Origin of the sequence: Lapidilactobacillus achengensis (assembly GCF_003946655.1) — a bacterium.
Lineage (GTDB): Bacteria > Bacillota > Bacilli > Lactobacillales > Lactobacillaceae > Lapidilactobacillus > Lapidilactobacillus achengensis.
Genome location: NZ_RHOV01000003.1, coordinates 1 through 24,762 on the forward strand (window position 1 = coordinate 1; position 24,762 = coordinate 24,762).

At 49.0% G+C, this 24,762-nt stretch carries 21 protein-coding genes and 1 rRNA gene; 4 read left to right on the top strand and 18 right to left on the bottom strand.

Features of this window, described 5'->3' with window-relative positions:
• The 14 genes from EKM94_RS12560 to EKM94_RS02590 all read right to left on the bottom strand — a co-directional run.
• Positions 1–122 (bottom strand): 16S ribosomal RNA (locus EKM94_RS12560); the annotation flags it as partial.
• Between the two features lie 503 nt (positions 123–625).
• Complete coding sequence (gene lysS, locus EKM94_RS02530; RefSeq protein WP_125597407.1) at positions 626–2,101, bottom strand: lysine--tRNA ligase; 1,476 nt, start codon at positions 2,099–2,101, stop codon at positions 626–628.
• A gap of 63 nt (positions 2,102–2,164) precedes the next feature.
• Positions 2,165–3,166: a tRNA dihydrouridine synthase DusB gene (dusB, locus tag EKM94_RS02535; RefSeq protein ID WP_125596997.1), complete on the bottom strand. Its 1,002-nt coding sequence runs from the start codon at positions 3,164–3,166 to the stop codon at positions 2,165–2,167.
• 180 nt (positions 3,167–3,346) lie between these two features.
• Positions 3,347–4,237: an Hsp33 family molecular chaperone HslO gene (hslO, locus tag EKM94_RS02540; protein ID WP_125597000.1), complete on the bottom strand. Its 891-nt coding sequence runs from the start codon at positions 4,235–4,237 to the stop codon at positions 3,347–3,349.
• 173 nt (positions 4,238–4,410) lie between these two features.
• Positions 4,411–6,678 carry an ATP-dependent zinc metalloprotease FtsH gene (ftsH, locus tag EKM94_RS02545; protein WP_125597003.1) on the bottom strand — a complete coding sequence of 756 codons (2,268 nt, stop codon included), beginning with the start codon at positions 6,676–6,678 and terminating at the stop codon, positions 4,411–4,413.
• Between the two features lie 107 nt (positions 6,679–6,785).
• On the bottom strand, positions 6,786–7,322 hold the full coding sequence (gene hpt, locus EKM94_RS02550; protein ID WP_125597005.1) for a hypoxanthine phosphoribosyltransferase: 537 nt from the start codon (positions 7,320–7,322) through the stop codon (positions 6,786–6,788).
• Positions 7,323–7,354: 32 nt separating this feature from the next.
• Positions 7,355–8,875, bottom strand: coding sequence for a tRNA lysidine(34) synthetase TilS (tilS, locus tag EKM94_RS02555; protein WP_125597008.1), 1,521 nt, complete (start codon positions 8,873–8,875; stop codon positions 7,355–7,357).
• A 10-nt stretch (positions 8,876–8,885) separates the two neighbouring features.
• Positions 8,886–9,365, bottom strand: a complete 480-nt coding sequence (locus EKM94_RS02560) for a S1 domain-containing RNA-binding protein (protein WP_125597011.1) — start codon at positions 9,363–9,365, stop codon at positions 8,886–8,888.
• Between the two features lie 70 nt (positions 9,366–9,435).
• Positions 9,436–9,858 carry an FtsB family cell division protein gene (locus tag EKM94_RS02565; protein ID WP_125597014.1) on the bottom strand — a complete coding sequence of 141 codons (423 nt, stop codon included), beginning with the start codon at positions 9,856–9,858 and terminating at the stop codon, positions 9,436–9,438.
• 134 nt (positions 9,859–9,992) lie between these two features.
• Entirely contained in the window at positions 9,993–10,250 is a 258-nt protein-coding gene (locus tag EKM94_RS02570; RefSeq protein ID WP_125597017.1) for an RNA-binding S4 domain-containing protein, read from the bottom strand.
• Entirely contained in the window at positions 10,240–13,794 is a 3,555-nt protein-coding gene (mfd, locus tag EKM94_RS02575) for a transcription-repair coupling factor (RefSeq protein ID WP_379861874.1), read from the bottom strand. Before mfd ends, EKM94_RS02570 begins: the two co-directional genes overlap by 11 nt.
• Before the next feature lie 66 nt (positions 13,795–13,860).
• Positions 13,861–14,421, bottom strand: a complete 561-nt coding sequence (gene pth / locus EKM94_RS02580) for an aminoacyl-tRNA hydrolase (protein ID WP_125597020.1) — start codon at positions 14,419–14,421, stop codon at positions 13,861–13,863.
• Between the two features lie 353 nt (positions 14,422–14,774).
• Positions 14,775–15,110, bottom strand: a complete 336-nt coding sequence (locus tag EKM94_RS02585; RefSeq protein ID WP_125597023.1) for a hypothetical protein — start codon at positions 15,108–15,110, stop codon at positions 14,775–14,777.
• A 110-nt stretch (positions 15,111–15,220) separates the two neighbouring features.
• Positions 15,221–15,469 carry a hypothetical protein gene (locus EKM94_RS02590; RefSeq protein WP_125597026.1) on the bottom strand — a complete coding sequence of 83 codons (249 nt, stop codon included), beginning with the start codon at positions 15,467–15,469 and terminating at the stop codon, positions 15,221–15,223.
• 540 nt (positions 15,470–16,009) lie between these two features.
• Here EKM94_RS02590 and EKM94_RS02595 point away from each other — a divergent pair.
• Positions 16,010–16,990, top strand: a complete 981-nt coding sequence (locus EKM94_RS02595) for an L-lactate dehydrogenase (protein ID WP_125597029.1) — start codon at positions 16,010–16,012, stop codon at positions 16,988–16,990.
• 316 nt (positions 16,991–17,306) lie between these two features.
• The gene (locus EKM94_RS02600; protein WP_125597032.1) at positions 17,307–18,683 is read left to right on the top strand and encodes a L,D-transpeptidase family protein; all 1,377 of its coding nucleotides are present in this window, start codon (positions 17,307–17,309) and stop codon (positions 18,681–18,683) included.
• Positions 18,684–19,177: 494 nt separating this feature from the next.
• Here the strand turns inward: EKM94_RS02600 and EKM94_RS02605 are convergent, their stop codons facing one another.
• A complete protein-coding gene (locus tag EKM94_RS02605) occupies positions 19,178–19,876 on the bottom strand; it encodes an O-methyltransferase (RefSeq protein ID WP_125597035.1) in 699 nt (232 codons plus the stop codon).
• A 121-nt stretch (positions 19,877–19,997) separates the two neighbouring features.
• Between EKM94_RS02605 and cbpA the strand changes: the two genes are divergently transcribed.
• Complete coding sequence (gene cbpA / locus EKM94_RS02610) at positions 19,998–20,666, top strand: cyclic di-AMP binding protein CbpA (RefSeq protein ID WP_125597037.1); 669 nt, start codon at positions 19,998–20,000, stop codon at positions 20,664–20,666.
• Between the two features lie 234 nt (positions 20,667–20,900).
• Positions 20,901–22,412 (top strand): MucBP domain-containing protein, encoded by a 1,512-nt coding sequence (locus EKM94_RS02615; protein ID WP_125597040.1) that lies wholly within the window; start codon positions 20,901–20,903, stop codon positions 22,410–22,412.
• Between the two features lie 122 nt (positions 22,413–22,534).
• Here the strand turns inward: EKM94_RS02615 and EKM94_RS02620 are convergent, their stop codons facing one another.
• The 3 genes from EKM94_RS02620 to EKM94_RS02630 form a co-directional block, all read right to left on the bottom strand.
• Positions 22,535–23,461, bottom strand: coding sequence for a DUF7916 family protein (locus EKM94_RS02620; protein ID WP_125597042.1), 927 nt, complete (start codon positions 23,459–23,461; stop codon positions 22,535–22,537).
• 80 nt (positions 23,462–23,541) lie between these two features.
• A complete protein-coding gene (locus EKM94_RS02625) occupies positions 23,542–23,862 on the bottom strand; it encodes a hypothetical protein (RefSeq protein WP_125597045.1) in 321 nt (106 codons plus the stop codon).
• 291 nt (positions 23,863–24,153) lie between these two features.
• Positions 24,154–24,513, bottom strand: a complete 360-nt coding sequence (locus EKM94_RS02630) for a type II toxin-antitoxin system PemK/MazF family toxin (RefSeq protein WP_125597048.1) — start codon at positions 24,511–24,513, stop codon at positions 24,154–24,156.
• Positions 24,514–24,762: the final 249 nt, after the last annotated feature.

Genomic DNA, 24,762 nt, shown 5'->3' on the forward strand with positions numbered 1-24,762 from the left:
CACTCGTTTCAACATTTTCTTCCGATGCAAGCATCTTCCGTAAATGTCGAAACTCGTTCGACTTGCATGTATTAGGCACGCCGCCAGCGTTCATCCTGAGCCAGGATCAAACTCTCATATAAAAGTTTGAGTTAGACTCAATTTTAAATCCATTAACTAGCGAATTGACTTCGCAAATGTTCTTTGTAGATAACGACCGAAATCGTTATCGACCCTGCACATTTATCGAAACTTTGTTCAGTTTTCAAAGGTCTACCTTGTCGCAAAAGCAACTTTTATATCTTAGCACGCGGTCAATTCCTTGTCAACAACTTTTTCAGAAAAGGTTGTTAGAACAATGAATGAAGCGCTTCGATAATCGCTATTTCGCAACAAAAACTATCTTATCAATTTCCAGCTGATTCGTCAACACTTATTTTTTAGCCGCAAATACGAACTTAAATGGCTCCTTTTGAAATTAAGTTCGTCAATAGCCGGCGCCGGATTATTTGCCTCACGTTACCCACTAAAAGATTGCTTGATTCCTGAACAATAAAAAAGATTTACCACCAAAATCGGTGATAAATCTTTTTTGTTTTTTCTGAAAATAGAGCATTCAGGCGCAAAACCGCCCTTAAATCATGCTTTACTCTGCGGTAGGCCGCATCGTTGGGAAGAGTAACACGTCACGGATCGATGGCGCGTCAGTCAAGAGCATCACTAAACGATCAATACCAATTCCTAATCCGCCTGTTGGTGGCATGCCGTATTCCAACGCCTCAATGAAGTCGTAGTCGACGCCATGCGCCTCGTCATTACCGGCCTCGTGTTCTGCTTCCTGGGCTTCAAAGCGGGCCCGTTGATCGATTGGATCGTTCAATTCGGAGAAGGCGTTGGCATATTCCGTGCCTAAAATAAAGAGCTCAAACCGATCCGTAAAGCGGGGATCGTCAACGTTCTTCTTCGCTAATGGTGAGACTTCGATTGGGTGACCATAAACGAAAGTCGGGGTCTGCAAGGTCTCTTCCACGAACTGTTCGAAGAATTCATTGATAATATGACCAACTTCCCAATAAGCCTCATAGTGGACATGATGCTCGTCAGCCACTTGGCGAGCCTGCGCTAGAGTCATCGGTTGCCAGAAATCGACCCCGGTTTGATTCTTGATCGCATCAACCATATGAATACGGTCAAAAGGTTGATCCAAATTAACTGCCTGGCCCTGATACGTAAACTTGCCACTACCCAAAACTTTTTGCGCCGCGTAACGGAAAATTCCTTCAGTTTCGTCCATGACATCACGGAAATCGAAATAAGCCGCGTAAGTCTCCAACATCGTGAACTCAGGGTTGTGGCGGGTATCGATTCCTTCATTACGATAGACCCGACCGATTTCATAAACGCGTTCCATGCCCCCAACAATCAGCCGCTTCAGCTGTAATTCAAGGGCGATCCGCAAATAAAGGTCAATATCTAGCGCGTTGTGATGGGTAATGAATGGCCGGGCATTGGCGCCACCAACCTGCACGTGCAAAGATGAGGTTTCAACTTCGGTAAACTGATGATTATCCAAATATTCCCGCACAGCTTTAATGATTTTACTCCGCTTGATGAACCGGTCGAAACTATCCTCGTTGGCGATCAGGTCCAAATAACGTTGCCGATAGATCTGCTCAACATTGCTGAGTCCATGATACTTATCGGGTAACGGACGGAGGGCCTTGGTCAAAAAGGTCACGTGACTTGCCTTGATCGTCAATTCGCCGGTATCGGTTTTCATGACTTCACCGGTCACGCCAAGAAAGTCGCCTAAATCCGCCTTCTTGAAAATTTGGTAGTTCTCTTCACCCACAACATCTTTGCGGACATAGATTTGGATCCGGCCACTCCGATCGCGCAGATCCGCGAAGCCAACCTTACCTTTACCACGTTTAGAGACCATGCGCCCAGCGATCGTCACTACCGGAACTTCTGCCTCCAACGTTTCTTTGGCGGTGTCGCCAAACTCGGTGTGCAGTTGTTCAGCCAAGTGACTCCGTTTGAAGGCCGTGCCAAAAGGATCGATTCCCTGTTCCCTTAAGGCCTCCATTTTCTCCCGCCGTACGACCAATTGATCATTCATTTCCTTATCGGCTTTGCTAAGCTTATTTCCCTGATTTGCCACTGATACTACCTCTCTCTATCCTTATTGCGCCGCTTTTTCGGCTTCTCTTGCTTCATAACTAACAACGAAATCATCAAAAATCCGATCGACTTCCGCCTGGGTCAAAACTTCATTTACGGCCGCCTTGGTTTTGGCGGCCCGGGGGATCCCCTTCAAATAATAGGCAGCCTGTTGGCGGAATTCGGGAACCGCGATCTGCTCACCTTTAAGCGCGACCAACCGGGCCAACTGTTCCTTAGCCGTCGCAATCTTTTCCCGGGGTGTCGGTTCCGGTAATAATTCACCACTAGCCAAATAATGCTCGATCGCCCGCAGCACCCAAGGATTTCCTAGCGCCGCACGCCCGACCATGACCGCGTCACAGCCAACTTCATCTAACATTCTTTTGGCATCTTCGGGGGTACGGACATCGCCGTTGCCCATGAACGGGATCGTCAAATGCTGCCGCACTTCCGCCAAAATATGCCAATCGGCGTGCCCCATGTAAAGCTGCTTCCGGGTTCGCCCGTGCATCGCCAAGGCCGCTGCCCCAGCCCGCTCAACCGCCTGGGCGTTTTTGACCGCATAAATGTGATCATCATCCCAACCTGTTCGCATCTTGACCGTGACCGGTTTGTCAACGGCGGCCACGACAGCTGCCACCATCTCATAAACTTTGTCCGGGTCCAATAACCACTTGGCCCCGGCGTCTGTTTTCGTGACTTTGGGAACCGGGCAGCCCAAGTTGATATCAATGATATCCGCCTTGGTATTCTGATCAATAAACTTCGCCGCATTGACCAAGGTTTCCTTCGTGCCACCAAAAATCTGAATACTGATGGGATGTTCTTGCGGATCCACGAACAACATATCCAATGTTTTCTGATTGTGATACATGATGCCGCGGTCGCTGATCATTTCGCAAACAACCAAGCCCGCGCCGAACTCTTTGGCAACCATTCGAAACGCCGAGTTGGTGATCCCCGCCATTGGGGCGACAACAACTTGGTTAGGAATCGTCACATTTCCGATCTGCCATTCCATTACTTTTAACGCTCCTAATCTAGATTCGCTTAATCTTAGCAAAAAAACCAGGGTGAACGCAACCTCACCCTCGAAAAAAGGCTAAAATCCAAGCATTAACTTCGCCAGAACCAACTGATCGCCAATTTACTTTCGAGAAAGAATCATTTACCAACGCAAAGCAGTCCGGTTAATTGACAATTACTTTGATGACGTCTTTGCTGCAATGATTTGTCGTAGTTCGGTTTCGCTAAACTGATAGTGGGCCCCGCAAAACTTACAAACCGCTTCAGCGCCATGATCTTCGGTGATCATCGCTTGTAATTCGCTAGATGATAGCGTCGCCAAGGCTCGACTGAAACGGTCCTTGCTACAATCACAGTGGAAACTAACCGGCATCTCAGCCAACACCTTGATCGGCGTCACGCCAAAAATCTGCTGTAACAATTGCGTTGGTGTTTGTCCCTGGCGTAGAAGATCGGAAACTAGCGGCAATTGTTGCAACCTGCTTTCCAACGCCGCCAATTGTTCCGCCGTCGCCGCGGGCAAAGTCTGGATCAGAAAGCCACCAGCCACTGCCACACTGCCGTCGGGATCAACAAAGACCGATAACCCCATGGCCGACGGGATTTGTTCTGACTTGGCCAGATAATACGTAAAATCTTCGGCAATTTCGCCCGAAACCAAGGGTACTTGCCCGGTGAAAGGTTCCTTCAACCCAAGATCTTTGGTCACGCTTAATGATCCCTGGGTACCGACCGCCCGACGCACATCGATTTTGCCTAATGGCGTCGCGGGCAAATTGACCTGGGGATGGCTAAGGTACCCCTTCACTTGCCCCTTGGCGTTGCCATCCGCCACGATCATGCCCACGGGACCGTCGCCTTGGATCCGAACCGTCATTGTCTCAGGTTCTTTGAGCAAGGCGCTACTCAGCAACAACGTGCCCGTCAAGGTCCGCCCCAAGGCAGCGGTCGCAGCGGGCCAAGTATCGTGACGCCGCTGAGCCGAACCGACTAAGGCGCTGGCATCAACCGCCAACATTCGAAAGGCGCCGTCAGTGGTAATTGCTTTGATAAGATGATCTGCCAATTCAATCCCTCATTTCTGAAAACTCTAACTTAGTATATTAGCGTATTTTCACAAAAAATACCAGTCAACTCGATTCATTCATTTTTCACAGAATGCTAGCAACTGCAAATGGATCGCCCAGAACCGGCCGATCAAAAAAGCCTGAATGTTGCCATTCAGGCTTCAAACGAAAACTATTTAGGCTCATCTTGCTTTGAGTCAGCATTCTTATCTGCTGTCTGATCACTTTCACTGCTTGGATCAGAGCTTGTAGTTGCCGTAGCTGAGTCAGCGGGTTTCGCCGGTTCAGACTGAGCGGCCGCCTCGGTATGAGGCTCGGTCGGCTCCTGCTCTGCAGCCGGTGTGTCCTGCTTAGGCTGATCGGTTTCACTCTTCGCTGATTGGTCCGCTTGGTCGGCCGCTTTCGCGTCGCCGTCCTTCGGCTGATCCGCGCTCTCTGACTGATCAGATTGCGCGTCCTTTTGCTCCAAGGCACGCTTGGCTTCTTCAAACGTCTGCGCGTGCTCGCTAGGATACAAATTGCTATCCCGTTCCGGCATCTTGCCATCGTTGAACAAACTAAGAATTTCCTTTTCATCCAAGGTTTCATACTTAAGCAACGCTTCAGCAATCAGCTTATGTTGTTCATGATGGCTGCTGATGATCTCGCGCGCCTCATCATGAGCCGCGTTAATGATCTCGCGCACTTCATCGTCAATCGCCGCCGCTGTTGTTTCCGAGTATGGTGGTCGTTGGCCGTATTCGGCACCAACGAATGGCTGACCTTCGCTTTCCAAGGCAACCGTCCCTAAACGGTCAGTCATCCCATATTGAGTGACCATCCCGCGGGCGATTTGGGTTGCCTGCTCGAAGTCATTCGACGCACCGGTCGATAGCGAGTTGAAAATCAACTCTTCCGCCGTCCGGCCACCCATTAAACCAACGATTTGCTCGTTCAATTCCTTCTTCGTCAAAAGGAACTGATCATCACGCGGCAACATGATCGCATAACCACCAGCGCGGCCACGCGGCACGATCGTCACCTTACGAACGACCCTGGAATCGCTCAACACTAACCCAACCAAAGCATGGCCGGCTTCGTGGTAAGCCACCATCGTGCGTTCTTTCGTACTGATGACCCGGTCCCGTTTCGCCGGTCCCGCGATCACCCGATCTTCGGCTTCATCAACATCGGCAGCATCGATCTTGGTCTTATTCCGCCGCGCAGCAACTAAGGCAGCTTCGTTCAGAACGTTTTCCAAATCGGCCCCGACAAAACCTGGTGTTTGTTGGGCAATCACTTTCAAGTCAACATCATCGGCCAATGGTTTATTCTTGGCATGAACTTTCAAGATGGCTTCGCGACCCTTTACGTCAGGACGCCCGACCAAAATCTTCCGGTCAAAACGACCAGGACGTAGTAAGGCCGGATCCAAAACATCAGAACGGTTCGTGGCCGCGATGACGATGACGCCTTCATTGCCGGTAAACCCGTCCATTTCAACCAGTAATTGGTTCAAGGTTTGTTCCCGCTCATCATGACCGCCACCCATGCCGGCGCCACGTTGACGACCGACAGCATCGATTTCATCAATAAAGATGATTGCTGGCGCATTCTTTTTGGCGTTATCAAACAGATCCCGCACTCGTGAAGCCCCAACACCGACGAACATTTCGACGAAATCAGAACCAGAGATCGAGAAGAACGGCACGCCTGCTTCGCCAGCAACCGCGCGGGCAAGTAATGTTTTACCAGTACCCGGAGGCCCCTCAAGCAGAACACCCTTGGGAATTCGTGCTCCTAAGGCGCTGAACTTCTTCGGGTTCTTCAGAAATTCAACAACTTCGACCAACTCTTGTTTCTCTTCTTCAGCGCCAGCGACATCAGAGAAACGAACTTTGTTTTTCTGGGGGTCTTCTGGTTTAGCCTTAGACTTGCCAAAACTCATGACGCCACGGCCATTGCCGCCACCGCCGCCACCTTGGCCAGCTTGATTCATCATGAAATAGAAGAAAACGAAGAGCAAAATCGTTGGGAGCAGCATGAAGAGCGAACTGATCCAAACACTGGATTGTGACTCTTCTTGGGCGTGCATCGTCACACCCTCACTTTGCGCCAATTCAGTGATTTGCTTCAACGACCCATCATTAGGCAGTAAAGATGTCGTAAAGCCAGTAACCACAGTCGAGGTTGTGCCACCAAAAAGCGCACCACTTGATGCTTTCTTGGTAATCGGCTTGCTATACTCGCCACGGATCGAGTAGACCCCATTGGCAGGTTGAACTGTGAACTCTTTGACTTTATTTGACTTCAATTCTGTCACGAACTTGGTCGTGCTGACATTTTGGGTATTGCCACTGTTCCCGCGATTAAAGAAGAAACTGATCCCCGCAACGATGGCAACAAACATCAAAATGTAAAACAAACCGCTATTTAATAGGCGATTACGGTTATTTTTCATTTATGACCTCCTGAATAAATCGATTGATTGAGCATAATCGAATGCTGTAATCATACCATATTTGACCATTTTTGACCAATAACTAAGACCTTGATTTGTCCAAAAAATCAAGAATAGATGATTGGCTTCAGAACGCCCACATAAGGCAGATTACGATACTGATTCTTGTAGTCAAGACCATAGCCGACCAGAAACTCATCGGGAACGAGCACGCCGGTATAATCGACATGAACATTGATCAAACGGCGCGCTGGCTTATCAAGAAATGAGCAGATCTTGATCGAGCTAGCGCCGCGCGTCTTCAACAACTTGATCAGCGCTTCCAAGGTCCGACCAGTATCAATGATATCTTCCACAATGATCAAATCACGACCGTTGACAGGAATATCTAAGTCTTTCAAGATCCGGACTTCGCCACTGGACTCGAAAGCATCACCATAGCTGGATACATCCATAAATTCGATTTCCGCTGGCGCATCATAAGCGCGAATCAGATCCGTCATAAAGACCACCGCGCCTTTCAAGATGCAAATGAAAATCGGCACCTTTCCAACATAATCAGTTTGGATCTCTTTACCAAGTCGAGCAACTGCTTCCTGGATCTCCCCCTGGGAAACAATGACCTTTTCAATATCTTCGCGCATCTCGTTCTCCTTAAAATGGGTATTTGTTTTGGCTACTGATCGTGTCGCCACAATACATAAATGATTTTAGCAGTTTCTGGGGCTTTCGACAATTTATAATTGAAGATATTCTCAACCCAGACGATTTTATTGGCCGCTGTCAACAGCCAAAGCTGCGCACGGCGGTCCAAAGGAACCTTCGCGTCGATCAAACGCCGCCGTAATTTCTGATGCTGACCTTGAGCCAACTCTAAGCAATCGCCGGGCTGGGAATACCGCCACCACAAGGTTGTGGTCGCTGGGGGCACTTGGATAATCGCCTGATGTGAGCCGGCTAGATCAATATCGACGTCGGGTCTGGAAGTAAAAGCGCCCAACGCCCCACCGGCAACCTGGATCCACTGATCTAGTGGTAGTGCTTGCCCAGTTGGCGCCGCCTGACTTGCGGCGGCCGCGGTCGTGCCAGGCGCCACTGGGTCCGTTGGCGTTAAAATCCTGAACTTCTGGTAAGACTGCTGCAACTGCCACCCTTGTCCCAGATCCACCTGATGATGACCTTGAGCCGCCTGGGTCAGCCGCGTTAATGCTTGCAGCACCCCTTGCTTGAGCCGCGGTCGCTGTGGAAAATACCGTTGCCAGAAAGCTTGCCAAACCATCTGCGCCGCCGTTGGAGACAAGCCAGTCAACGCTGGCGGCAATTGACCGCGTAAGCCAGTTTCCGTCAGCATGACCGCCATGGCATCAATCACGCTGGCTGTGGTCTGGGCAGCCAGTTCCCGCAGCGCGACTAATTCCGTCGCAAAGCGGCTGCCATGAGCCAATAATTGGTTGTTTTCTCGCTTCAACTCTGGAACTACCGTAAGCCGCAACCGGTTCCGTTGCGTAAACATGGTTTGATTGGTGCCATCTTCAATATGCGTCAACTTGCCGGCCTGCGCGTATGCCCGAATTTCCGCCTTGCTAAAGGGCAACATGGGCCGTAATAAGAGCCCACCGGCAAAGGGCATCTGCGGTTGCAGCCCGGGCATTTCGGCCACACCACCGCTGCGAATCAATTGCAGCAAGATCGACTCGAACAAATCGTCCTGATGATGAGCCGTCAGTAATACCGGATGATCCTCTGCCGCTAAAGTTGCAGTCAAGAATTGGTAACGGGCCGCCCGGGCATTGGCCTCGGTCACTGGCGTTGATTTTTCACGCTGCCAGCGACCTGTGACCAACGGCAAGTGGCGCTGTTGGGCAAACTGTTGCACAAAAGCCGCTTCATGCTCGCTGTCGGCGCGCAACTGATGATTGAAGTACGCCAATTTCAGGTGGGGCCGTTGAGCCGCGGGCAAGGAGCGCAACAATTCAACCAATACCACCGAATCAACCCCACCGGAAAAGGCCACCACAACCGATGGTAGCGGCGATAACTTCGCCGTCATCGTTGCCCAATGGCGCGCAAACCGAGTTGACAATGATGCTTGCAATGAACCGCTCCCCTTCTCTTCGTTTTCACTGTAATCAAAAAAGGTAAAAACAAGTCGACCTTGATCCGCCAAAATAGCGGGGCACGTCTTATCTTTACCCATTACATCCTGATTAGCTCCGGCGACCGCCACGGCCACCACGTTTGCCCTCAGTATTACGTTTGATCGCAGTCAGGCGATCTTCGCTGTCTTTCAAGAAACCAGACAACATACTATCGAAATCCTGATGGCCTGGATGACCACCATTGTTATTATTGTTGTTCCGACGCCAATTATTGTTGCTACCTTCTGATTCATGTCGCTCACGGCGCGGCCGATCATGATGGACCGGCTTCGCGTGGGTGGCGGCGGCAGGTTGTTCCTCACTAGCCTGCTTGATCGATAGACCAATCTTTCCGTTCTGTTCTGAAACAACCTTTACTGTCACAACATCGCCAACGCTCAACACGTCATGAATATCTTTAACATATTGATTAGAGATCTCACTGATATGAACCAGCCCGCTTTTACCAGAACCTAGATCGACGAATGCTCCGAAGTTGGTGATCCCAGTTACCTTACCAGTAACTTTCGACCCAATTTCAACTGCCATATACCCCAAAATCCTCCTTGGATACCACTTATTGTTATCTTAGTATACCACCGAACAAATCCATTTAAAACTAATTTTTGGGATTTGACGACGTGGTCTGTCCTTCGTTATCAGGCAATGTGAAAATAACCTCGCCTTTTTTCGAATAATCATATTTATAGCGGATCAGCTTATCCAAATAGTCAGCATCGTGTAACTGATCGACCTGGATCTGCAAATCCTCCTGCTGCTGCTGTGCCTTCTTCAGCTTCTGCTGTTGCACTGCAATATTCGCCTGTAAAGTCCGCTGGGTCCGCTGCGAACGCAACCACTGATTACCCAGCAAAGCTGCGAATATCAGCACCAGCACGCCTAAAAACAGCAGGCGCCGGCGATGGACCCGGCGAACGAAACGTTGATGTTTGGCCAACGCTTCTTGTTCCTGTTGTTCCTGAATATACTGATTATTGAGATTGGTGATTTTCGAATCAAAGCGACGTTTTGGTGCTTCCATGTGCTCACTCCCTCAGACCACAGTGCGACGACATCTACCTTTGAGTATAGCATACGCCGGACGAAAAGTTGCGCCCGATCCGCCAAAAAACTGAAAAACCACAGCATCAACCTTAAACCTGCTCAGATTGAAATCTAGACCCGCGGTGTGTCGCTGATGACCGTATACATTTCTTCCGCATCAGCCTTTTTAGTGGTCTCGACGATGCGGGTCACTTGGACGACCAGGGTCTTGTTGCCAAACAACAAGCTAAGTTCATCGCCAATTCCCACGTCGCTGGATGATTTAGCCACTTTACCATTGATCGTGATTCGCCCTTTATCGGCAATCTCCTTAGCAACTGTCCGTCGTTTGATCAGACGAGAAACCTTTAAATATTTATCAAGACGCATGTTGATCGACTCCTTTATTTTTCAGTAAAACTGTTTTTTGCACTGCTTCGAGAAATTTGATGAGATCCGCCACCCACTTAGCCGCTGGTGGTAACGGTCGGTCTAGTTGAATCGTGATTTGATAGCACTTGGTCTCCGTGATTTTAACATCCACATGGTAATTCAAGACCGCGAACGTGGCGAATAGTTCCTCACCATTTAACCGCTTGGTCCCCGCTGGACTAAAGGTCACGATGACTTTGCGACCATCTTGTTTGATCGTTTGCAGCAACAACCGATCGGACAGCATTTTCAAATGACCGATCAGCAATAAGTTGGCCACTGGCTCCGGATAATCACCGAACCGGTCAATCAAGTCAGCTTGGATCTCCGCTAATTCGTCGGTTGACTCCACCTGACGGATCCGCTTATACAGCTCGATCTTCTGCCGGCTATCTTCAACATAATCCTCAGGCAGATAGGCTTCCACATCCAAAACCAGTTCCGCATCTGTCTGCGGCGCAGTCGGTTGATGTTGGCGTTGCCGCACCGCCGCGTTCAACATTTGCGAATAAAGATCGAAGCCGACCGAATTGATGAACCCATGTTGCTGCTTGCCTAACAAATTACCGGCGCCACGAATTGACAAGTCGCGCATCGCGATTTTGAAGCCGGAGCCCAATTCAGTAAAGTCCTTGATTGCCTGCAAGCGTTTCTCCCCAATCTCGGTCAAAACCTTGTTCTGTTGATACATAAAATACGCGTAGGCAATCCGGCTGGAACGGCCTACTCGCCCGCGCAATTGATATAGCTGTGATAAGCCATAACGATCCGCGTTCTCCACAATCAAAGTATTGGCATTGGGCATATCGACGCCAGTTTCAATAATCGTGGTTGTTACTAGAATATCATAATCACCGTTGATAAAGTTATAAATGACGTTTTCCAATTGATTTTCAGTCATTTGCCCATGAGCGAAGGCGATCGTCGCTTCCGGGACTAAGGCTTGCAGTTGATCAACCGTCCGCTCAATGTCATCCACCCGATTGTGCAAATAGAAAACCTGCCCGTTGCGTTCGATTTCCCGCTGGATCGCCTCACGAATCGCCCCGGCGTTTTGTTCCATCACATAGGTCTGAATCGGATAGCGATTGGTTGGCGGCGTTTCGATCACCGATAGATCACGCACGCCCAACATCGACATATGCAACGTCCGCGGGATCGGCGTGGCCGTCAGTGTTAAAACATCCACCGACGCCTTCAACTGCTTCAGCTTCTCCTTGTGTTTGACGCCAAAGCGCTGTTCTTCGTCAATGATCAACAGTCCCAAGTCAGCAAAGCGGACATCTTGTGACAAGATCCGATGGGTGCCCACAACAATATCGATTTGACCATTCTTCAACTGCTTGATCGTTTCACGATTTTCTGCCGCGGTTTGGAAGCGGGACATCATCGCCACTCTGATTGGGAAATCGGTAAACCGATCCTTCATCGTGTCGAAATGTTGCTGCGCCAAAATCGTTGTCGGCACTAGAAAGGCCACTTGTTTGTTACTCATGACCGCCTTAAAGGCCGCGCGCAACGCGACCTCTGTTTTACCAAAACCCACATCGCCGACTAGAAGCCGATCCATTGGTTGCGCCCGCTCCATGTCGGCCTTGACCTCCGCCGTACTCCGTAATTGATCGGCCGTTTCCACATAAGGAAACTCCGATTCAAACTGCTGCTGCAAATCATCATCCGCAGCAAAAGCAAACCCCTTTTCCGCTTGGCGCTGCGCATACAACTGGATCAAGTCATCCGCGATATCCTCGATCCGACTGGCCACCTTCTGCTTAGTTTTCTGCCACTCGCTACCACCAAGCCGGTTGATCCGCGGTTCCTTACCTTCAGCCGACACATATTTGCTAACTAAATTCAGCTGATCGACGGGAATGAAGAGCTTCGCGTTATCTTGGTAAGCAATCGATAAATAATCACGATGAACCCCATCCACGGTCATGGTTTGCATGCCCTCAAACCGACCGATCCCGTGATTGACGTGAACCACGTAATCGCCAGGCTTCAGCTCGTTGTAACTCCGAAGTCGCTCGGCGTTGGCCATTGTCTGACGACGCGGTGGGGTCTTCTTCTTGATGCGATTGAACAGCTCCCGCTCCGTGAGCACCACGAGATTTGCGTCTGGCACCTCAAATCCATTTCGCAAACTGCCGGCGATCAATTGCAGTGCCTGGGGCTGGATCTGGTCCTGCTCGGTCAAAGCGATCTGAACTTCAAAATCAGCGAAGGTTTGTTGCAAGCGAATGCGGCGGCCAGCCTCGGGAATCAAGACCAGCACAGTCCGCAGTTGCTTATGCCACCGATCCATTTCGGTTTTGATCAGGGGCATTTGACTGAAGAACTGCTGGACCGTGCGGATCTGGACCTGCTCGATCCGTTCAAAGCGCAGACTGCCTAGCCCTTTTTGAAACAGGGCCAAGTGGAGCTGGCGTTGTTGGAGCTGCCGGTTGACCTCACGGAAATCTGGGCGAAACTGCTGGTCGGGCAATAAATGCTGCAAGGCCAGCTGATCCGTTTGCCAACTGGCTAATTCCGCGTCCATCGCATCGGTTTTCTCCAGTAACCGGGCATAGTCGTCAAAGACCACAAAGCCGGTTGTCGCCAAGTAAGCGCTGATGGTCGTGGTCTCTTTATATAGGAAGTCGACGAACAGGCCCGCATTCTCCGGCAAAATGCCTTCATTGAACTGCGCGATTGTCGGCGCGAAATGCTCCGTTAAGGCGGCTCGTTCCTTCTTTTTATTCTTCGGTAATGCCGCAGTGGCCTGAGTGACCGCCTGGGCCAAGGCGCGCCCGGTAGCTTGGCAGGTCGCTTGATCGGCCAGCAGATCTGTCGCTGGCAAAACCGTCAGCTCGCTTAGATTCTCGATACTGCGCTGACTGGCACTGTCGAAATAACGAATGCCATCAATTGTGTCGCCAAACAACTCCAGCCGGACCGGATCCGCGGCCATCAACGGGTAAATATCGATAATGTCCCCGCGGATCGCGAACTCCCCAGGATTGGCGACCAACTTCTCCCGCCGATAACCCATCAGTACCAATTGCTCCGGTAGTTGGGTCAGATCTAAATCCTCATCTTGGCGCAAGACCAATTTCGCCGCCGCAAAAGTTGCTGGCACAGGCAACTGATAGCGAGCCCCCGCCACCGACGTCACCACGATTCCCGGCCGCTGGCTCAACAAAAAAGCCAAGGCCTCGATCCGCAAGCTTTGAAACTCCGGCGAACTTGTCGCCCCCTGCGCAGCGATAACTTCCTCAACAGGAAAATAATAGACCTGATCGTCCCCCAATAAGGCGGTCAGATCATCGACAAATTGATTGGCGTGAAACCCATTATCGGTCACAAACAAAACCGGCGCTTGCTGGCTACGAACCATTGCCGCCAAATAAACAGCTTCCGCCGAGCCATTAAGACCGGTCACCAAGCGACGTTTTGGCGCGGCCCAATCGGTGAAATGCGTCGCCATTTTCGTTTGAGTTTGGAAATAATCGATCAGATCCACAAATGACTGCCTCCTTTGTGGTTTACCAGTAGAAATCCATCAGCGGCCAGGCTAATTTCCGGCCGCCTAATTAAATTCGTTCATCAACGCCGCAAAGTCAACATCATCCACACTCCATTTGCTAAGCGCGGTGGTGGCGCGATCCATCGTTTGTTCAATCGCGATCCGTTCATCCCCGGTGAAAGGCGACAAAACCCAATCAACCACTTTCTGCCGCTGGGGATGTTGGATCCCGATCTTGACCCGGTTGAAATGATCAGTTCCCAAAGCGCTGATAATACTCTTGATCCCGTTGTGCCCACCGGAAGCACCATGGGTCCGTAAACGTAGCTTGGCCAAGGCCAAATCAAGATCATCCTGGATCACCGCAATTTCCTCGGGATAAAACTGATAATATTGGGCCAATTGACCAACCGCCCGACCTGAATCATTCATATAAGTTAGCGGTTTGACCAGCATGATCTTTTCCGAACCAACCTTCAAGGTGCCCGTTAACGCCGAGAATTCATTCTTGCTAACTGATACCTGCAACGCTTGCGCCAACTGATCCAGCGTATCGAAACCAACATTGTGCTTGGTGTGGGCGTACTTACTACCTGGGTTGCCTAACCCAACGATCATTTTCATATTTCTCTACCTCGTCTTTCATGTTGATGACGGCCGCTGTGATCACTAACCACAAATAACCACTGCAATGATCCAGTGGCCACATCACAAAAAGCTGGCGTTTTTTAGGCAAACCCCAGTTCCGTAACAAAATTATAGCACAACTCGCCCACAAAAACAGAGTGCGGAACGCAACGGGTTGACTTTGAGCATTAACCTAGCCAGAGTTTTGGAGGCTGGTCTTTGCCTCCGGAAGTCTGGCGTAGTTAAGCGGAAAAGTCAGTTGCGTGCATCACGTTTCAATAACAGAGTGCGAGCCACCCCGGGTAGCTTCTGAGCATTAGCCTAGCAAAGATTTTGGAGGCGGAACTTGATTAATGTAGCTTGTCCGCAGCTTGCGCTGCGAAATTCGGGGTGAGCTCGCTGTGGGCGTCACTTTGAGCTTCGCAAAGCCCGCGAATCTCAAAGCTGAGCCTTATTCTAAGCGGCAAAGCCGCTAAGAATAACGACACGGCGATCTCACCCCGAATTTCTCCGCTCCAGCCGCTCAACGTTATAACAGCCGTTTGAGCACTCACGCCATCCGGCAGGCTATGGCCAATTGATGAGGAGCCACGCAATTGACGACCGTGGTTAGTGGTCACCAGCTTTAAATTGGCGACACCAGGGCAGTCTGTCTGATGAACTGGGGCAGGTTCTTGATGAAGCAACCGAATCGGTCGATTTCACCAATGATTGTCTATGAAGCAGGTAAAGATGTTCAACCAACGCAACCTGTACCAACCAGCTGATCCTAATCAGTTGGCATTGCCGTACCACCTTAAAGTGGGCCATCGTTTTGACCTCTAGCTTGCAAAACTACTTCGCCAAACCCTTCGCCTTGATTGCAGAAAGGCTCAATTCTGCCTAGCAACCAGATAGGCAGGTTAACAAGTTTCAGCACCACGATCCGCTCCAGCCGCTCAAGTTTTTGACAGTCGTTTGAGCGTTCGCGCCAACTGGCAAAGTTATGGTCAATTGCTGAGGAGCCACGCAATTGACGATCGTGGTTAGTGGTTACAATCTTCAAATTGGTGACACCAGCACAGCTTACCTGAAGAAATAAGACAAAATTGTGAATCCACTGAATCTGTTGAATCTGTCACACCTGAACCCAACCAACACACCCCCACAGCAATCAGGCTCAAATATCAATGCGCCATCAAAGTTGATTTCAAATAACTGCAGGCCCGAATGATAGGAGCAGGTCGATGACTGTTTCTTGGTAATTTGAATAAGTCGTTCTATTCCACTTATCGCGCGAGAATCGGTATAATGTGGGTGAATGTGCGGTTTGGGCCAACAGAAATAGCTATACAGGTAAGGAGGTGGCGGGTCAGTTTGTTGATACAGCGACAATAAAGTGTACTAACCAAACTGTGAAATTTTACTGAAAACGTTTTCTGATTATCTTTTATATTTTTCACCAGAGCTGAAACATTGTGATAGCAATAACGGAAACCGCCATTTAATCTTTTTCATGATTGTGGGTAATTTTCTCTACCAAACAGTCGTAAATGTGTTATACTTACAAAGTAAATACGTTCACACACGAAAGGATGAATTATACATGTCAAACGCAAAGATCAAAGAACGCCAAAAAGTATTGCTGGTCGGCGACGGTGCTGTCGGCTCTAGTTATGCTTACGCGTTAGTATTACAAGGAATCGCCCAAGAAATCGGAATTGTCGATATCGCTAAGGACAAGACCAAGGGTGATGCGATTGACCTTTCTAATGCATTACCATTTACCCAACCTAAACAAATCTATTCTGCTGAATACTCAGACGCTAAAGACGCTGACGTTGTTGTCATCACTGCCGGCGCTCCTCAAAAACCAGGCGAAACTCGTTTGGACTTGGTCAACAAGAACTTGAAGATCTTGAAGTCGATCGTTGATCCAATCGTTGAGTCTGGCTTCAAAGGCATCTTCTTAGTTGCTGCTAACCCAGTTGATATTTTAACTTACGCGACTTGGAAATTATCAGGCTTCCCTAAAGAACGTGTCGTTGGTTCTGGTACTTCTTTGGATACTGCTCGTTTACGTCAATCAATCGCTGAATTGGTCAACGTTGACGCGCGTTCCGTCCATGCCTACATCATGGGCGAACATGGCGACACTGAATTCGCAGTTTGGTCACACGCTAACATCGCTGGGATCAAGATTGCTGAATGGGTCAAGCAACATCCTGAGATCGATGAAACTAAATTGGTTGATATGTTTGAATCAGTTCGTGACGCGGCATACACGATCATTAACTTGAAGGGCGCTACTTTCTATGGTATCGCTACGGCTTTAGCTCGGATCACTCGGGCGATCCTCGATGACGAGAACGCTGTTTTGCCATTGTCTGTTTATATGGATGGTCAATATGGCTTAAGCGATATTTATATCGGTAGTCCTGCCGTGATCAACCGTGATGGGATCCAAAACATCTTGGAAATTCCATTAACTGACCACGAACAAGAATCAATGCAAGCATCTGCTAAACAATTGAAGAAGATTTTGGATGACGCTTTCGCTAAGGGCGAAATCGAAACTCGTCAATAATCTCTTCGCGTTAGAAACTTGCGCTTATATTGCAATATCGGGCTGAATCAAAACTTTAATGTTTTGGTTCAGCCTTTATTCGTCTGAACATCGTTTTTACTGAAACGAAGAAAGCAATGGTTCAAATCGAACCTTTACAAATATATTACATGTGTTACAATCTCGTTATAGACCATTGTAACTCTGATGTGGCGCCCTTTCGCACCGCTTTCGACAGTAGACATAATGTCGTCGGGAAGCAGGAATATTAGGGTGTCGCCGAAAAAGCTGTTACAATAGACTTATCACAAGTAAACGAAAAAGCAGGTGTTTTTTGATGCGAAAGAAAAGCAAAATCATCCTAGCGGCTGCGGGTTTCGGTCTTGTTTTGCTTTTTGGTGGGCTTTACATCCACCATGGGGTTTACTATCAGGACCACTTCCTTCCTAAAACGGAAGTGGAAAATGTCAATATCAGTAAATTGACTTACGCTGAGGCCAAGCAAAAGTTGACCGACGAATTGCAAAATTCTCAATATCAACTACTCGATGATAAGAAAGAATTGGCGACGATCAGCGGCAAAGAATTGGGATTGACCCAGCAAACCGGCACCACTTTAAAGAAGATCATGGCCCAGCAGAATCCATGGGGGCTGAGTTCTAAAGTCCAAGCTGGGACAGACCAAACGAATAATAATGTCACTTTCAGTACGGCCAATCTTCAGGCGTTCGTCAATAAGACCACCCAATCCCTGAACCAGAATCGCTCGGTGACCAAGAACGCGACCCTGATCAAAACCGATAACGGGTTCAAGATCAAGGCGGAAGTTCAAGGTAATCAAATCGACGCCGAAAAACTGATGAGCTCGATGAAAACCGCCATCAGTAAGGGGCAACGTCAGATCCAGGTCAGCAGTGTTTACATCAAGCCGGCCATCACCAAGAGCTCCAGCCAGATGCAAACAGCGCTCAGACAAGTAGCTAAGATCGAAAAGGTCTCCGGCACTTATACGATTGCTGGGCAGACAGAGAAGATCACCTCGAGCATGATCCGTGCTTGGTTGACCTATCAGAATGGGCAACCAACCTTAGATCAGACCGCCGTCGGTAATTATCTCAGGGAATTAAATAGCAAGTATGCTACCTATAATAAGACGCGACGCTTCCAGTCAACTAAGCGGGGGATTGTTTCAGTTCCTGCAGGTATCTATGGTTGGAGTATCAACGTCAGCGCTGAGACCGCTAATTTGACCAGCGTGGTATTAGCTGGGAAAGACTTTACGCGGACACCAACGATCCAAGGGAGTGGCTACTCTAAAGATGGCACAGATATTGGCAATACGTATGTCGAAGTTGATAAAGTCAACCAACACATGTATGTCTATATCAATGGTGCCTTGAAGGTCAGCACAGATATCGTCACGGGTCAGCCCGGTCAGGATACTCCAGTCGGCGTCTGGTCCGTTTGGGCCAAGGAACGGAACTCAACCCTTAAAGGGAAGAATAATGATGGCAGCAGTTACGCCTCACCCGTTAGTTATTGGATGCCGATCGATACCACCGGCGTTGGGATCCACGATTCTTCTTGGCAACCGAAGTATGGTGGCGACTGGTACAAGACCCATGGCTCCCATGGCTGTATCAACACACCGCCCAAGATCATGGCGCAAGTCTTTGAACTGGTTCCTAAGGGAACAGCCGTCATCGTTTTCTAAATCAATTTCATGACCAATGAAAAAAAGTGTTTATCACCTGTGAGGACAGTGATAAACACTTTTTTGTTGTGTCCGGATCTACCCGCAAAATAGTGGTGATCATTTCGATGGGCCACAACCCCACCGCTAGAATCAGTTGCCACTTGATCGTTGAATCAGAATGGGAAAAGTTAGACGTTAGCTTGGAAGATCTAACAAATTACAGCCTAGCCGAGGAGCAAACCCGCTATTAGCTTCAGATTCTGTTCTACAAAAACATCCGCCTTATCCATACGGACTTACATCGAAGGGATCAGTACGAATATTAACCAGATAATAAATAGGAGCAAGGCTATCACGCTGAAGCTCGCTAGCCATATCATTATTTTGTTGCGTTTCTTAATGCCGATGGATAACAGCACAAGTGCAATCAAAAGGAACAGTGCCAAATATTTAACCATGAAAGCAACATACCTTTCTGCATACTTTTAATTGTTGCCGGTCTCTAAGTTATGTTAAGCGTGCTGTGATGTCGCCGCTTCGATCGAATCGCGCCAAGTAATTTGCAACAACCCATCGCCCAAGGGCAACATACTGACCAATAGTCGTGGATCTTGATAGACGCTGTCAAAAAGGCGATTCAGATTCCGATGGATCCCCTTATTTCGATGACGGATCGTACTATCGGCGGCAAAAACACTGCCACCTTGGAGCACATCATCGATCAAGAGCGTGCCGGTTGGCGCTAATAAACGCAAAGCCTCCGGTAAGAACTTGATATACTGTGCCTTGGCCGCATCAAGAAAAATCAGTTGATAAGGCCCAGTCAGGGTTGGCAGCACCTCCGCAGCATCACCGATCAGCAACTCGATTTCTCGCTGATACCCCAATGTCGCCCAATTGGCTTGTGCCTGCTCATAGAAATTAGGAAAGCGGTCGATCGTGGTCACCTGCGCGCGCCGTTGACTGGCCTCAACAAAGAGCGCTGCGGAAAAACCGATGGCCGTTCCCACTTCCAAAATCCGCTGCGGTTGGCGTTGTTGAACGAGTTGATATAAATAAACCGCCGTTTCACGGGGCACGATTGGGATCCGCCTCGTGGTTGCTTCCTGCTCGATCCGTTCTAGTTGCGGACTCAGCGGCAAAGGCTGCATCCGCATAAATTTCAGTACGTCCGTCGCGATTACTGGTTGATCCATCATTTCATTACGCATATTCTCATTTACCTCACATTTAATTGTCCGTTAGTGGTATAATAAACTTCTCATATATTTTAAAATTTCTGTTTTTATGTTATGATTACAGCGATAAGTAGTTTGTTTGAGGAGGAGTCCCATGTTAATCAAGACCTTAGTTTTGAAGAAAGATCAACTCACCACTGTTAAGGAGAATGCCACCTTAGAGGAAGCACTACAGATCCTCGAAGATTCTGGTTTCCGGTGCGTGCCGATTCTCGATGAAAGCGGCCGTATTTTCCGCGGGAATATTTATAAAATGCATATCTACCGCCATAAATCCCAAGGCGGCAATATGCAACTACCTGTGACTTACTTACTCAAGAATGCCACGAAAACCATTGATATCGATTCACCTTTCTTTAAGGTCTTTTTCAATATCAAGGATTTGCCGTACATCGCGGTCTTGGACGAAAACCATAATTTCTATGGTATCCTAACCCACGCGAAATTACTAGGGATGTTATCAGAAGCATGGAATTTAAATATCGGCAGTTATGTTTTGACGATTATGTCGACGGGCCAACAAGGCGACCTCTTTGAAATGTCCAAGATCATTTCCAAGTATACTTCGATTGCCGGTATCCTAACCTTAGATGCGAAAAAAGGCACCTTTGTTCGGCGAACGTTGATCACCCTACCGGCAGGCCTCAAACCAAAGACCTTGGCTGAAATCGTTGATCGTTTGGAGCGCAAGCAATATCGCGTCGTCGAAATCGATGACCTGCAAACTGGGGAAACGATCCGCAACGAGAAGAACGCGCTTTAGCCACTTGTCGCTGGAAAACAATATCAACACTCATACAAACGAGTCTCGTGCAAATCCGCAAGGCTCGTTTTTTGATATCGTCACTAGAAGAAGCTCCCCGCAAACGGACACCTGGATTTTCTGGTAACATTATTTGTTACCTTCTGAATAAGACCTTTCAATCAGATAAACGATGTGCTATACTTATGTTGCATTTGTATTACAAATATTTCAAAAGCATTACGGGAGGGCATAATGAAGAAAACACGGGCACTGCTAGCCATTGGGTTAGCGGTCATCATGACATTAGGGTTGCGGGCTCAACCAACCCATGTCTTACAAGCAAGCTCGGCAGCAACAGTCACTGGGACAACACTTTATTATCCAGTGGCACAAGATAAGGCGGTTTCGGGTAGTTGGCTTACTTTGGACCAATTACCAGTGGGCAATCAACAAATTGTCTTGAACCCGCTGGATACGCTAACTGCTGCGCAACAAACCAGTTTCAAGCAACAGTTGCAAACATCTGGTCAAATCACCAAATGGGCGGCACAAGGGACGCAAGTTTATCAGGCCGTGACGCTAAAGCAATTATTAGGCGATTGGGCCACCGCTACTGAAATTCCAACGGCAACTGTCGTGACGGCTTTAGCGCAGGAACTGATCAAGACTGAAGTACAACCAACGACGCTGGCCGGCTTAGCTTTACCAGCTGGCACCAAATTGACCAGCACGCAAGCTCAAACGGTCAAACTGTTGCAAGCAGCTTTCACCAAGGCAGGCAAGACTTTGTTTGTGGGTCCTGCTGCCAATGCTGATACCACTAAAGAACTGACTCAGGCTACTGCCAGTGATTTCCTGATCACTAAAACCGATCTGTTCACCGCCTATTGCCTCCAAACCGGACTTGGTGACAGCATGTTAGATACTGCTCAGGGTTGGGCAACGACCGCAGCCACTCGCTATTATTATCAACATTCTCAACAACTAGGGAGCAGCTGGTTAGCTACCAAACGGAAAGCAATCGATCAAGCCACGTCTCCTTTAGCCGTCAACCAAGTTCTCCTGGGCGCCGCTGGTGTTGCCAGCACCGCCAGCCTGCCCGACTATGATCCCCTAGCCATAATGACGGCTGAACCGAAATTAGCGATGGCCGTTGAAGAGGCTTTAGGCGCGCTTGATTACGCCGATAAATTCGCCGTTGACCCTACAATGTCTGCTCAGGCCAAGGCTGAAGTTAAAACAGCGACACAGAAGCTGCAAAACCTGTTGGCCCAAAACCAAGCTAAACCTAACGAAGTCGACGCCGCACGTGAATCAGTCTGGACCTTGATGAACCGCCAATGTGGCTTGATCACCTTGAAATATCAAGACACCAAAGGCAAAACGATCCACGCTGATTACACAACTCTACCAGCCTACGGACAGCCTTATACCGGTAATTTATTCAACATTCCTGGCTATGAATACCTGCGTTTCACCGGCCCGGAACCAGCAGGTAGCGGTTCCGCCAAAGATAAGACCACGATTTTGATCTATCAACGTTTAGGCAGTGCTGGCAATCAGTCAACCGGCAAGGAAACTACTTCCAGCAAGAAGGCTTCCTCAGCAAACGGGACCAAGACCGCCACTGGCAAACTACCACAGGCCGATGAACATGAAAATCAGTCAATGGTGAAAACAATTATTCTCTCAGGGATCGTCCTGTTGGGAATCAGTCTGGGCCTGTTCTTCTTTGTAAAGAACAAACGCCAAGCCAACAAGTAAGTTCAGGCAACAAATTGCAGTAATGATTTCAAAAAATAGGAGCCCCACGGTCGATTTTGACCGGTGGGGCTCCTATTTTTATTCGGAAATCAGACAATCATTTCCACGTCATTATTTGAAAATCAACGGTTAACTGAACGTGCCATCCGGTTCAGGGTATGGCGTTGCCCACGAATCGCTTTACTCATCGCGATGAAGTTCTCCACCGGCGCCACGCCCGAGTAACCCGCGTCACCTAAATGTTGAATGTCCACGCCACAAATCTTATTGCGGATCGCCAATTGTTCGATCACACTGGTTGAGGCACTTTCTTGGCTAGTTCCGATCGTTGACATCACCAAGGCGCCAGCAGCGTGGGCTTGACGAACCACTTGCAACAATTCTGCGTCGGTGAACCCAGGTACCGTTCCCACCGCCGGAACTAAAATAATATCCGCGCCATTTTCAATCAAGGCACCAAGGACAGCCTCATCAATAATCGGCTCGTTAACGCCGCCACCATGCATTTTGCCGGCGATGATCAGCCCTGGGAAGTTGGCCTTGGCGACCTTGAGCGCCTTAATGATGGCCTCATTATCTACACCACTACCAGGATTGCCCGTCAAACAAACAAAGTCGAATCCTAACGCCGCAGCTTTCTGGAAGGAAGCCGCCGTCGCTTGCCGACCTTGACTGACTTCGAATTGATCCGACAGCATAGCCGCGTGAGGATTGACCGGTTCCAAGTTCAAGCCCACTGGCCGACCGATCAAATGTTTCAATTTATGAACCGATTCAGGATCAGGCTGGACATTGGCTAAGGAGTCCTCGCCTTCATTCAAGCCTAAAATAAAAGGCCGTTCCACGTCAAACAGATTCAATAGAATCAAATCCGCACCAAACGCGCTGGCAACCTCCGCATTGGTAATTGTTTCCGCCAGCGGTTGCGCCGTTACCACATCCTCGGATAACATGACCCGACCTTCACTGGCCTGGATGGCTGTTTTCAATTCTGCCGCGGACATTGCTAAAACCTCTGATGATTGCGCACTGATCAAGCGTTCTACCATTTTATCTGCTCCTTATCTCTACCAAAATATTTATTTCTCTTTTGGGACCATTACCATTGTAGCATTTGCCTTGCCCAGCGTCAGCCCCCCCTTTCGGCCTTGGTAGATTTTTGATGGCGCTTATGATGAATGATGATGTCCGCAGCTTGCGCTGCGAAATTCGGGGTGAGCTCGCTGTGGGCGCTGTTTTGAGCCAATCCGCAAAGTACGCGGCTTGTCTCAAAATCAGGCCTTGTCCTAAGCGGCACAGCCGCCAAGGACAATTTCACGGCGATCTCACCCCGAATTTCTCCGCTCCAGCCGCTCAACGTTTTAACAGCCGTTTGAGCACTCACGCTATTTGGCAAGCTATGGTCAATTGATGGGAAGCCACGCACTTGACGGCCGTGGTTAGTGGTCACTAGCCTTAAATTGGTGACACCAGTACAGTCTGTCTGATGAACTGGGATAAGATCTTGATGAATTGGCTAAATCGACCGATTGCCAACCAGGAATTGATAAGGGCGCGGGAGAAATTGTTGCGAACACGTTTTGGGCGGGGAACGCAACGGGCTTCTGCTCAAGCTCATGAACAAAAACGATTTTTTTCAATCAGAGCCAAACAACCTGTCACCAACAAAAAAAGCCTAGGGCAATTCCCCTAGACTGATCAAACCGTAAATCGATCACAACACTATTCCGATACTATGTAGTTATTCCATTGGTGTCAACCCTAGACTGATCAACAGCGCTTGATCAACTAACGCCATTCGCGCTGGTTCTAGGCGCGAAACTTGAGCCCGCAGGCGTTGTTTATCGATCGTTCGCACTTGTTCTAACAGCACGACTGAATCCCGCTCGACCCCATCAGGATCAGGAGTTAGCCCCACATGGGTTGGTAATCGGGGTTTACTGATTTTAGCGGTGATCGCGGCGATGATTACGGTGGGGCTGAAATGGTTACCGGTATCGTTTTGAATAATCAAGACCGGTCGCAAGCCGCCTTGTTCCGAACCGACGACCGGCGATAAATCAGCGAAGAAGATGTCTCCGCGTTTAATTTCTTGTTCCATACGCTCACTCAACTTTTCTAAAAACGATCCTGCCTAGCGCCAACACGCAAACACGCGCTGGTTCAGACAGGATCAGGTCTTCATGTTGTTACTATTGTAACACAGCTTGATTGCCGCGTGTTTATTATTGTTCGCGCTAACTGCATTCGCCGCCTCAGCTTCAAACTAAGTCGGCGAACTGGCTCAATTAATTTCACAGTGACCACGGTGCTGCCACGCCGCTACGCCGGGTATCTTGTTGGCGGCTTG

Coding starts and splice junctions, on each gene's coding strand:
- lysS (WP_125597407.1), bottom strand. CDS start 2,101: ATGAATGATCAATTGGTCGTACGGCGGGAGAAAATGGAGGCCTTAAGG.
- dusB (WP_125596997.1), bottom strand. CDS start 3,166: ATGGAATGGCAGATCGGAAATGTGACGATTCCTAACCAAGTTGTTGTC.
- ftsH (WP_125597003.1), bottom strand. CDS start 6,678: ATGAAAAATAACCGTAATCGCCTATTAAATAGCGGTTTGTTTTACATT.
- hpt (WP_125597005.1), bottom strand. CDS start 7,322: ATGCGCGAAGATATTGAAAAGGTCATTGTTTCCCAGGGGGAGATCCAG.
- tilS (WP_125597008.1), bottom strand. CDS start 8,875: ATGGGTAAAGATAAGACGTGCCCCGCTATTTTGGCGGATCAAGGTCGA.
- EKM94_RS02560 (WP_125597011.1), bottom strand. CDS start 9,365: ATGGCAGTTGAAATTGGGTCGAAAGTTACTGGTAAGGTAACTGGGATC.
- EKM94_RS02565 (WP_125597014.1), bottom strand. CDS start 9,858: ATGGAAGCACCAAAACGTCGCTTTGATTCGAAAATCACCAATCTCAAT.
- EKM94_RS02570 (WP_125597017.1), bottom strand. CDS start 10,250: ATGCGTCTTGATAAATATTTAAAGGTTTCTCGTCTGATCAAACGACGG.
- pth (WP_125597020.1), bottom strand. CDS start 14,421: ATGAAAATGATCGTTGGGTTAGGCAACCCAGGTAGTAAGTACGCCCAC.
- EKM94_RS02595 (WP_125597029.1), top strand. CDS start 16,010: ATGTCAAACGCAAAGATCAAAGAACGCCAAAAAGTATTGCTGGTCGGC.
- EKM94_RS02600 (WP_125597032.1), top strand. CDS start 17,307: ATGCGAAAGAAAAGCAAAATCATCCTAGCGGCTGCGGGTTTCGGTCTT.
- EKM94_RS02605 (WP_125597035.1), bottom strand. CDS start 19,876: ATGCGTAATGAAATGATGGATCAACCAGTAATCGCGACGGACGTACTG.
- cbpA (WP_125597037.1), top strand. CDS start 19,998: ATGTTAATCAAGACCTTAGTTTTGAAGAAAGATCAACTCACCACTGTT.
- EKM94_RS02615 (WP_125597040.1), top strand. CDS start 20,901: ATGAAGAAAACACGGGCACTGCTAGCCATTGGGTTAGCGGTCATCATG.
- EKM94_RS02620 (WP_125597042.1), bottom strand. CDS start 23,461: ATGGTAGAACGCTTGATCAGTGCGCAATCATCAGAGGTTTTAGCAATG.
- EKM94_RS02630 (WP_125597048.1), bottom strand. CDS start 24,513: ATGGAACAAGAAATTAAACGCGGAGACATCTTCTTCGCTGATTTATCG.